Source organism: Loktanella salsilacus, from assembly GCF_024206795.1.
In the GTDB taxonomy this organism is placed as follows: domain Bacteria; phylum Pseudomonadota; class Alphaproteobacteria; order Rhodobacterales; family Rhodobacteraceae; genus Loktanella; species Loktanella salsilacus.
The window spans coordinates 71372-80000 of record NZ_CP072994.1; the positions used below are offsets into that span (position 1 = coordinate 71372).

Annotated in this window: 9 protein-coding genes (1 of these 9 only partly in view); 6 read left to right on the forward strand and 3 right to left on the reverse strand. The window is 60.2% G+C overall.

Annotation, left to right across the window (positions count from 1 at the left end; all coding sequences use genetic code 11):
• The first annotated feature begins 231 nt into the window (after positions 1-231).
• Both KBW81_RS00335 and KBW81_RS00340 read left to right on the forward strand, forming a co-directional pair.
• A complete protein-coding gene (locus KBW81_RS00335) occupies positions 232-1125 on the forward strand; it encodes an SPFH domain-containing protein (protein ID WP_090190268.1) in 894 nt (297 codons plus the stop codon).
• Positions 1125-1391: an NfeD family protein gene (locus tag KBW81_RS00340; RefSeq protein ID WP_090190120.1), complete on the forward strand. Its 267-nt coding sequence runs from the start codon at positions 1125-1127 to the stop codon at positions 1389-1391. Before KBW81_RS00335 ends, KBW81_RS00340 begins: the two co-directional genes overlap by 1 nt.
• A 162-nt stretch (positions 1392-1553) precedes the next feature.
• On the opposite strand, the gene KBW81_RS00345 is transcribed toward KBW81_RS00340, so the two are convergent.
• Together KBW81_RS00345 and pyrF are read right to left on the reverse strand one after the other, a co-directional pair.
• On the reverse strand, positions 1554-1766 hold the full coding sequence (locus tag KBW81_RS00345) for an orotidine 5'-phosphate decarboxylase (RefSeq protein WP_090190119.1): 213 nt from the start codon (positions 1764-1766) through the stop codon (positions 1554-1556).
• 109 nt (positions 1767-1875) lie between these two features.
• The gene (pyrF, locus tag KBW81_RS00350) at positions 1876-2595 is read right to left on the reverse strand and encodes an orotidine-5'-phosphate decarboxylase (protein WP_254247968.1); all 720 of its coding nucleotides are present in this window, start codon (positions 2593-2595) and stop codon (positions 1876-1878) included.
• Positions 2596-2663: 68 nt separating this feature from the next.
• Here pyrF and KBW81_RS00355 point away from each other — a divergent pair, with 68 nt between their 5' ends.
• The 3 genes from KBW81_RS00355 to clpB all read left to right on the forward strand — a co-directional run bounded on the left by KBW81_RS00355 (position 2664) and on the right by clpB (position 7014).
• Positions 2664-3488 (forward strand): TolB family protein, encoded by an 825-nt coding sequence (locus tag KBW81_RS00355; protein WP_254247969.1) that lies wholly within the window; start codon positions 2664-2666, stop codon positions 3486-3488.
• Between the two features lie 69 nt (positions 3489-3557).
• The gene (locus KBW81_RS00360; protein WP_254247970.1) at positions 3558-4211 is read left to right on the forward strand and encodes a hypothetical protein; all 654 of its coding nucleotides are present in this window, start codon (positions 3558-3560) and stop codon (positions 4209-4211) included.
• Positions 4212-4401: 190 nt separating this feature from the next.
• Positions 4402-7014 carry an ATP-dependent chaperone ClpB gene (clpB, locus tag KBW81_RS00365; protein ID WP_254247971.1) on the forward strand — a complete coding sequence of 871 codons (2613 nt, stop codon included), beginning with the start codon at positions 4402-4404 and terminating at the stop codon, positions 7012-7014.
• 58 nt (positions 7015-7072) lie between these two features.
• Here the strand turns inward: clpB and KBW81_RS00370 are convergent, their stop codons facing one another.
• Positions 7073-7555: a fasciclin domain-containing protein gene (locus KBW81_RS00370; protein WP_090192132.1), complete on the reverse strand. Its 483-nt coding sequence runs from the start codon at positions 7553-7555 to the stop codon at positions 7073-7075.
• A gap of 293 nt (positions 7556-7848) precedes the next feature.
• On the opposite strand from KBW81_RS00370, the gene msrP reads away from it, so the two are divergent.
• Positions 7849-8629, forward strand: partial view of a protein-methionine-sulfoxide reductase catalytic subunit MsrP gene (gene msrP / locus KBW81_RS00375; protein WP_254247972.1) — the 5' portion only. It continues 119 nt past the right edge of the window; the window shows 781 of its 900 coding nt (coding positions 1-781); the start codon lies at positions 7849-7851; its stop codon lies beyond the right edge, outside the window.

Below are 8629 nucleotides of genomic sequence, written 5' to 3' on the forward strand. Positions count from 1 at the left end.
TAAATGATCGAAACAGGCACACACAGCGGAAATACATTTCAAAAACTAAATGTTTCGCATGCGATACATATTATGTAAAAGAATCGTTTTTCCTGACAAGGGGTTAGCATTGCATTGATGTGGTGGTCGCAGGGCAACGCCGTAACAGACCTTGGGTTCTGTCGGTTGGTTTGCGTTGCAACCACGGCGCGCGCATCTTAGCTGTTCCGCAACACTATGGGAGTGATGCGGATGGACCCTCAAGCGCAATTGACTGATTTTCTGGGACAGAACCTTGTGCTGCTGTTGCTGGCACTGTTCATCATCGTTTGCGTCTTTGCTGGCGTGCGCATCGTGCCGCAGTCCGAAAAGTATGTCGTTGAACGGTTGGGCCGTCTGCGCGCCGTGCTTGGGCCGGGCATCAACTTCATCGTGCCGTTTCTGGATCAGGTCCGGCACAAGGTCAGCATTCTGGAACGCCAACTGCCGACGATGAAACAGGATGCCATTACATCTGACAACGTGTTGGTGCAGGTCGAAACCAGCGTGTTTTACCGCATTATAGAGCCTGAAAAGACTGTCTATCGTATCCGCGACGTGGATGGTGCCATCGCCACCACCGTGGCCGGGATCGTCCGGTCAGAGGTTGGCCGGATGGAGCTGGATCAGGTTCAATCGAACCGGAGCAGCGTCATTGCCGCCGTGCGCGAGCAGTTGGCGCAGCAGGTCGACGATTGGGGGATCGAGGTTACGCGGGCCGAGATCCTAGACGTCAACCTAGACGCCGCCACCCGCGCCGCGATGTTGCAGCAGTTGAATGCCGAACGCGCCCGCCGTGCCCAAGTGACAGAGGCCGAGGGTAAGAAGCGCGCGGTCGAATTGCAGGCTGACGCGGACCTGTATTCCGCAGAGCAAGAAGCCAAAGCGCGCCGCGTGCTGGCGGATGCAGAGGCCTATGCGACCCAAGTCGTCGCTGTCGCCATCGCGGAAAACGGGCTGGAGGCCGCGCAGTACCAAGTCGCGCTGAAACAGGTCGAGGCGATCGCGAAGATCAGCCAAGGGGCGGGTCAACAGACGGTTATCCTGCCTGCCGATGCGGTCGAAGCCTTTGGTAACGCGTTCCGCATGTTGAAAGGTAAGGTCTGATGTTGGCCTCTGTCTGGTGGGTCTGGCTGTCTGCCGCCCTTGGTTTGGCAACGCTAGAAGTGATCGTGCCGGGCTATATCTTTTTGGGCTTTGCCATTGGTGCAGCCTTGGTGGGTCTGCTTTTGCTGATCGTGCCGATCGCGTCTATGCCGCTTATCCTGGTGATCTTCGCGGCGCTGTCGCTGGGGGCCTACCTTGCGATGCGCAGAGTTTTCGGCCTGCCGGGGCAGACTCCGAAAATCTGGGAACGCGACATTAACGACTAAGCGCACGCCGTGTTTTCCTGCGCGATGGCAGGTGACGCGTCAGGCAAAAAAAATGGCTCGGTGTCCGAGGGAACACCGAGCCAGTTCGAAGGTCGCGCCATGATGCAATCAACTCGGGACAGAGGCAGAGACTGCGGCAGCAGGCCTTCGGGAATCTTAAAATCAGATGGACGACATCAGCGATGCGCCGCTGTCGGACATGCGCAGGGCGTGCTTGGCCAGACCGGTGCGAACGCGGTCCATGTCCATGTTCAGCGGGCCTGCCACCATGCAGGGATAGCGGAAGGTGCGGCCAGCGCGCTGGATATCGACGCGGGCTTCAAAGGCACCGGCGGTTGCGTTGTAACGGACATCGCCAAGGTTGATCTGTGTCATGCTCTTTACTCCTCGATCAGCGGGCAGTGTTTGCCGCGTCTGTGGTGTGATCTATTGAGTTAGTAACGACACAAATTCAAAATAGTTCCGAAAAACTCAAAAATACGGTTTACATGCCGTTTTCGTGACGAACAGCGGCCATCTGTTTCAGAATCGATAGGGCGGCAGCGCGGGGGTCTTGGGCCTGCCAGATGGGGCGACCAACAACGATGTGGTCAGCGCCGTCCTGCAGGGCAAGTGCCGGTGTGGCAACGCGTTTTTGATCGCCAAGCGCGGCACCGTCGGGGCGCACGCCGGGGGTGACGATCAGGCGGCCTTTTGCTTCGGGCAGGGCGCGAATCGCGGCAGCCTCTTGCGGGGAGGCGATGATGCCGTCGGCACCGGCGTCAAAGGCGCGGCCAGCACGGTCGACGACCAGATCGGGGATCGCGCCGTCGCGGATCAGCGATGCATCTAGATCGGCCCGGTCGAGGGAGGTCAAGATCGTGACGGCGAGGATTTTCATGTTGCTGCCAGCGGCACCGGCTTTGGCGGCGCGCACAACATGCGGGTCGCCGTGGACCGTCAGAAAGTCGATGTCGAACTGGGTAAAGCCGCGCACAGCCGCCTCTACCGTGGCACCGATATCGAACAGCTTCATGTCAAGGAAAATACGCTTGCCATGCTCGTGCTTCAGCTCGTTCGCGAGGGCGAGCCCACCGCCGGTCAGCATGCCAAGGCCGATCTTATAGAAGGACACGGCGCTGCCAAGTTTATTGGCCAGCTCCATCCCCGCAACGACATTGGGCACATCAAGGGCAACAATCAGGCGGTCATCGGCAGCGGTCATGGGCTTTCCTTTCGCGATTTGAGTGTGGTTTAGTCGCAAGCGGCCGCAGGGGCAATCAGGGGGACGGGATGCGCAGCAGTCTGGAAGTGTATGATCTGGCGCGGGGACGGACCCGCGTGCTGTGGGAGACCGATGATCTGATCGAGGCGCCGAATTGGCATCCTGATAGCTGGCTGCTGGTGAACCGCGACGGGCGGCTGTTGCGGGTGCCGCTGGACGGGGGCGAGGTGGCAGTGATCGACAGCGGGATCGCGCAGGCCTGTAATAATGACCACGGGTTCAGCCCGGATGGCGCATGGATTTATGCCTCTTCCCATGTGGATAAGCTGTCGACGCTGTATCGCATTCCTGTGGCGGGCGGTGCGGCGGAACAGATTGTGCGCGATGTGCCGTCCTATTGGCACGGCGTCAGCCCGGACGGGGCAGAGATCGCCTATTGTGCGCGGCGCGGCGGGCGATACGAGATTTGCGTGCAGCAGGATGTTGAGGTTCAGTTGACTGGCGTGCATGGGGATGAAGGGCATAATGATGGCCCGGATTATAGTGCAGACGGCGAATGGATTTGGTTCAATTCCGACCGTAGCGGGCAGGCGCAGATTTGGCGGATGCGGCGCGACGGCTCGGACGTGCAGCGGATGGTGACATCGGATACGGTCGATTGGTTCCCGCACCCCAGCCCCGACGGGCGTCATGTGCTGTACTTGGCCTATCCAGTTGGCACGCTGTACCATCCGCGCGATTTGAACGTCACCTTAAGGATTATGCCCCAAGGTGGCGGTGAAAGTGTGCCGGTTTTGACGCTATTTGGCGGGCAGGGATCGATCAACGTGCCGTGCTGGGCACCGGACGGCCGATCCTTTGCCTTTGTGCGCTATGCGCCCAGCGTGGATTGACCATGGCGGGCGATGGACCTAGGTCTTTGGCCAAAGGGCGTGGCCCGTCATATGACAAGGAGTTTTGCGGTGGCACAAAAGACAGGCGGTTTCGCCTCTAACCCGTTTTTGATGATGGTCGGCCTTGGTGCTGGCGTCATGATGGTTATCGCGCTGGCAATCGCCGTGACGCGCCCCACAGTCGGAGAGGCGGTTGGCGCAGGCCCCGTCGCGGCCCATGGTGCCGCTGCTGAGGATCATGCCGAGGGTGTTGTTGAGGCGGAAGCCGATGCGCCTGCTGAGGAAGCTGCACCTGCTGAAGAAGCTGCACCTGCTGAGGAAGCTGCGCCTGCTGAGGAAGCTGCGCCTGCTGAGGAAGCCGCGCCTGCTGAGGAAGCTGCACCTGCTGCGGAAGCTGCGCCTGCTGAGGAAGCCGCGCCTGCTGAGGAAGCCGCGCCTGCTGAGGACGCCGCGCCTGCTGAGGAAGCCGCGCCTGCTGAGGAAGCTGCACCTGCTGCGGAAGCTGCGCCTGCTGAAGAAGCTGCACCTGCTGAAGAAGCTGCACCTGCTGAAGAAGCCGCGCCTGCTGCGGAAGCCGCGCCTGCTGAGGAAGCTACACCTGCTGAGGAAGCTGCGCCTGCTGCGGAAGCTGCACCTGCTGAGGAAGCTGCACCTGCTGAAGAAGCCGCGCCTGCTGAAGAAGCTGCACCAGTCGAAGAAGAAGCTGCGCCTGCTTCTAACTAAGCATCGCAAAAGATCGACATGGATGGCGCGTCCCGCAGGGGGCGCGCCATTTGCGTTTTGGGTGCGGATTTTGGGTGTGGGATACTTGCAACAGGGCGCGCGGCCTCCCACATTTATAATGAGGCCCGAACACGGGGTGTGCCGCACAGCGGGCGCCTCAGGACATCGGGTGCTTTAGAGGAGAGACACCATGAACCTAGAGAAATTTACAGAACGGTCGCGCGGTTTCATTCAGGCCGCACAGACCATCGCGATGCGCGAAAATCACCAGCGTTTGCTGCCGGAACACCTGCTGAAGGCCTTGATGGACGACAGCGAAGGTCTTGCTGCGAACCTGATCAGCCACGGCGGCGGCGATGCAAAAGCCGTGCGCGAACATGTCGACGCGACAGTCGCGCGGATTGCCAAGGTGACGGGCGACGCTGGCCAAACCTATATGGACAACATGACGGCCAAGGTTTTGGACGAGGCTGAAAAGCTGGCGACCAAGGCGGGCGACAGCTTTGTCCCGGTGGAACGGATTTTGACGGCTTTGGCTGTGGTGAAATCCAAAGCCAAGGATGCGCTGGACGCGGGTAAAGTCACGCCCATGACGTTGAATGCGGCGATTAATGACGTACGCAAAGGGCGGACGGCGGATAGCGCGAGCGCCGAGGACGGCTATGACGCGCTGAATAAATACGCTCGCGATCTGACCGAGGCGGCCCGCGAGGGTAAGATTGACCCGATTATTGGCCGGGACGAAGAAATTCGCCGGTCGATGCAGGTGCTATCGCGCCGGACCAAGAATAACCCGGTCCTGATTGGCGAGCCTGGTGTCGGTAAAACTGCGATTGCCGAAGGTCTGGCCCTGCGGATCGTCAATGGCGACGTGCCAGAGAGCCTGCGCAATAAGCGCCTTATGGCGCTGGATATGGGGGCCCTGATCGCCGGCGCGAAATATCGCGGCGAGTTCGAGGAGCGGCTGAAGTCGATCCTGAAAGAGATCGAGGCTGCGGCGGGCGAGGTCATCTTGTTCATCGACGAGATGCACACGCTGGTTGGCGCGGGCAAAGCGGATGGCGCGATGGACGCTGCGAACTTGATCAAGCCAGCCTTGGCGCGGGGCGAGCTGCACTGCGTGGGCGCGACGACGCTGGATGAGTACCGCAAATATGTCGAAAAGGACGCGGCGCTTGCGCGGCGGTTCCAGCCGATCATGGTCGAAGAGCCGACCGTCGAGGACACGATCAGTATCCTGCGCGGTATCAAAGAGAAGTACGAGCTGCACCACGGTGTGCGGATTTCGGACTCGGCGCTGGTCGCTGCGGCGACCCTGTCGCACCGCTATATCACCGACCGCTTTTTGCCGGATAAGGCCATCGACCTGATGGACGAGGCCGCCAGCCGTCTACGGATGGAAGTGGACAGCAAGCCAGAAGCTCTGGATGCGCTGGACCGCGACATCATGCAGAAGCAGATCGAGCAGGAGGCGCTGCGTAAAGAAGACGATCAGGCGTCGAAGGATCGCTTGGCCAAGCTGGAAGAAGAGCTGGCCAACCTGCAGGAGCGTGCGTCAGAGATGACGGCGAAATGGCAGGCCGAGCGGGACAAGCTGGAGTCGGGTCGCGAGCTGAAGGAAAAGCTGGACCGTGCGCGGGCCGAGCTGGAGATCGCCAAGCGCGAGGGCAATTTGGCTAAGGCCGGAGAGCTGTCTTATGGTGTGATCCCAGAACTAGAGCGTAAGCTGAGCGAGTCCGACGGCAACGAAGACCTGATGGTCGAAGAAGCCGTGCGGCCAGAACAGATCGCCGAGGTCGTCGAGCGCTGGACCGGTATTCCGATGTCCAAGATGCTGGAAGGCGAGCGGGACAAGCTGCTGCGGATGGAAGACGAGCTGGGTAAGCGCGTCATCGGTCAAAAGCAGGCCGTGCGGGCGGTTGCCAATGCGGTGCGCCGGGCGCGTGCTGGTTTGAATGACGAGGGGCGCCCCTTGGGAAGCTTCTTGTTCCTTGGGCCAACAGGTGTCGGTAAAACAGAGCTGACGAAGGCGCTGGCGAACTACCTGTTCGACGATGACAACGCGATGGTGCGGATCGACATGAGTGAATTCATGGAGAAACACGCTGTGAGCCGTCTGATTGGCGCGCCTCCGGGCTATGTTGGTTATGACGAGGGCGGTGTGCTGACCGAAGCCGTGCGGCGCCGTCCTTATCAGGTGGTGCTGTTCGATGAGGTCGAAAAGGCGCACCCTGATGTCTTTAACGTGCTGTTGCAGGTTTTGGACGACGGTGTGCTGACGGACGGGCAGGGGCGGACGGTTGATTTCAAGCAGACGCTGATCATCCTGACGTCGAACCTTGGGGCGCAGGCGCTGAGCCTGATGCCGGATGGGGCTGACCCGGCAGAGGCCAAGCGCGATGTGATGGACGCGGTGCGGGCGCACTTCCGGCCCGAGTTCCTGAACCGTCTGGACGAGACGATTATCTTTGATCGTCTGGCGCGGAGCGACATGGCTGGGATCGTCACGATCCAGATGCAGCGGCTGGAACAGCGGCTGGCGGGGCGGAATATCCACCTTGATCTGGACGCTGGTGCGCTGGGCTGGCTGGCGGACGAAGGGTATGACCCGGTGTTCGGCGCGCGGCCGCTGAAGCGGGTGATCCAGCGGGCGTTGCAGGATCAGCTGGCCGAGATGATCTTGGCAGGCGATGTGCATGACGGGGATACGATCCCGGTCAGCGCGGGTGTTGATGGTTTGATCGTTGGTGACCGGGTGTCGGGCAGCAACAGGCCCAAACCGGATGACGCCGTCGTCCACTAAACAACGAAGCCCCGGCAGAGCGATCTGCCGGGGCTTTTTGTTGCGGTGTAATCAGTGATTACATCGGTGGCAGGATGACGGAGTCGATCACGTGGATCACGCCGTTCGACGCGGCAATGTCTGCAGTGCTGACCGTGGCGTCGTTCACCATGACGGTGTCGCCGACGGTAAAGGTCACGTCCTGGCCTTCGACGGTGGCGGCGGTCATGCCATCGGTCAGGTCAGCTGCCATCACGGCACCGGGGACAACGTGGTAGGTCAGAATCTTGGCAAGCGCTTCGGGATCCTGCAGCAGACCTTCGACGGTGCCTTCTGGCAGAGCGGCAAAGGCTTCATCTGTGGGGGCGAACACGGTGAACGGGCCTTCGCCCTTCAGCGTATCAACCAAACCGGCGGCTTCAACGGCGGCGACAAGGGTGGTAAAGTTACCGGCTTCGATGGCGGTATCGACAATATCCTTGTCAGCGGAGTGGGCGGCAGCGAAAGCGCCTGTGCCCAGTGTGATCAGGGCGGCGGTCGTCATGAACGTACGGCGTAGCATAATGGTCGTCTCCTTGGTGTATGTTGATGCGCGCCGATCCTTGGCCGCATGATTCGAATATGGGTGGCGAAATCGCCCCGACCAGACCGAAAATTGCGGCGTCCTGTCACTGGTCGATGGATAGTTTCGCTCTATGGTTGTTAATTGTGTCAGATGTTTCACGCATGTGTGAACGTAGGTGGAGGCGTTGGGCTAAGGTTGATGCCTTGATTACGGGTCGCCCTCGTCAACGTGAGAAACCTTTCAACAGTTTTATGCGTATATCCTTTGAGACATTTGAATCGGAGAGACCTATGGCCCACCGCTGGACAAACGATATGACCCCCGCCGACGTGACACCGAAGTCGCTGTTCTTGAATCGGCGGCAGCTGATTGCGGGAACGGCTGGCCTTGGGGCGATCGCGATGGCTGGCGGTGCGCAGGCGCAGGACGCGATGACGCCGAACACGCTGGAAGAGATCACGACCTATAATAACTTCTACGAATTCGGCACCGGCAAGAGCGATCCGGCCAACAATGCAGAAGCGATGGTGATCGACCCTTGGACGGTGACGGTTGATGGCTTGGTCGATAATCCCGGCGACTATTCCTTGGCCGACCTGACCGAAGGCCTGACGATTGAAGAGCGGATCTATCGTTTCCGCTGTGTCGAGGCGTGGTCGATGGTCGTGCCATGGCAGGGGTTCGAATTGGCAGACTTGCTTGCCAAGGTCGGCGTTCAGGGGGATGCGAAATACGTCGCTTTTGAAACGGTCGTCCAGCCAGAGAATATGCCGGGCGTGCGCAGCCGCGTCATCGACTTTCCCTATGTCGAAGGTCTGCGCCTAGACGAGGCAATGCACCCGCTGACGATGATGGCGACGGGCCTATATGGCGAGCCCCTGCCAAAGCAGTCCGGCGCGCCGCTGCGGTTGGTGGTGCCATGGAAGTATGGATTCAAATCCATCAAGTCGATCGTCAAGATCAGCCTTGTGGCCGAACAGCCTGCGGCGACATGGAACAACATCAACCCGCGTGAGTACGGTTTCTATTCCAACGTGAACCCCGGCGTCGATCATCCCCGGTGGAGCCAAG

Bases quoted from the DNA above. Each gene is read 5' to 3' on its own strand.
- KBW81_RS00335 (WP_090190268.1), top strand. From the start codon at position 232: ATGGACCCTCAAGCGCAATTGACTGATTTTCTGGGACAGAACCTTGTG.
- KBW81_RS00340 (WP_090190120.1), top strand. From the start codon at position 1,125: ATGTTGGCCTCTGTCTGGTGGGTCTGGCTGTCTGCCGCCCTTGGTTTG.
- KBW81_RS00345 (WP_090190119.1), bottom strand. From the start codon at position 1,766: ATGACACAGATCAACCTTGGCGATGTCCGTTACAACGCAACCGCCGGT.
- pyrF (WP_254247968.1), bottom strand. From the start codon at position 2,595: ATGACCGCTGCCGATGACCGCCTGATTGTTGCCCTTGATGTGCCCAAT.
- KBW81_RS00355 (WP_254247969.1), top strand. From the start codon at position 2,664: ATGCGCAGCAGTCTGGAAGTGTATGATCTGGCGCGGGGACGGACCCGC.
- clpB (WP_254247971.1), top strand. From the start codon at position 4,402: ATGAACCTAGAGAAATTTACAGAACGGTCGCGCGGTTTCATTCAGGCC.
- KBW81_RS00370 (WP_090192132.1), bottom strand. From the start codon at position 7,555: ATGCTACGCCGTACGTTCATGACGACCGCCGCCCTGATCACACTGGGC.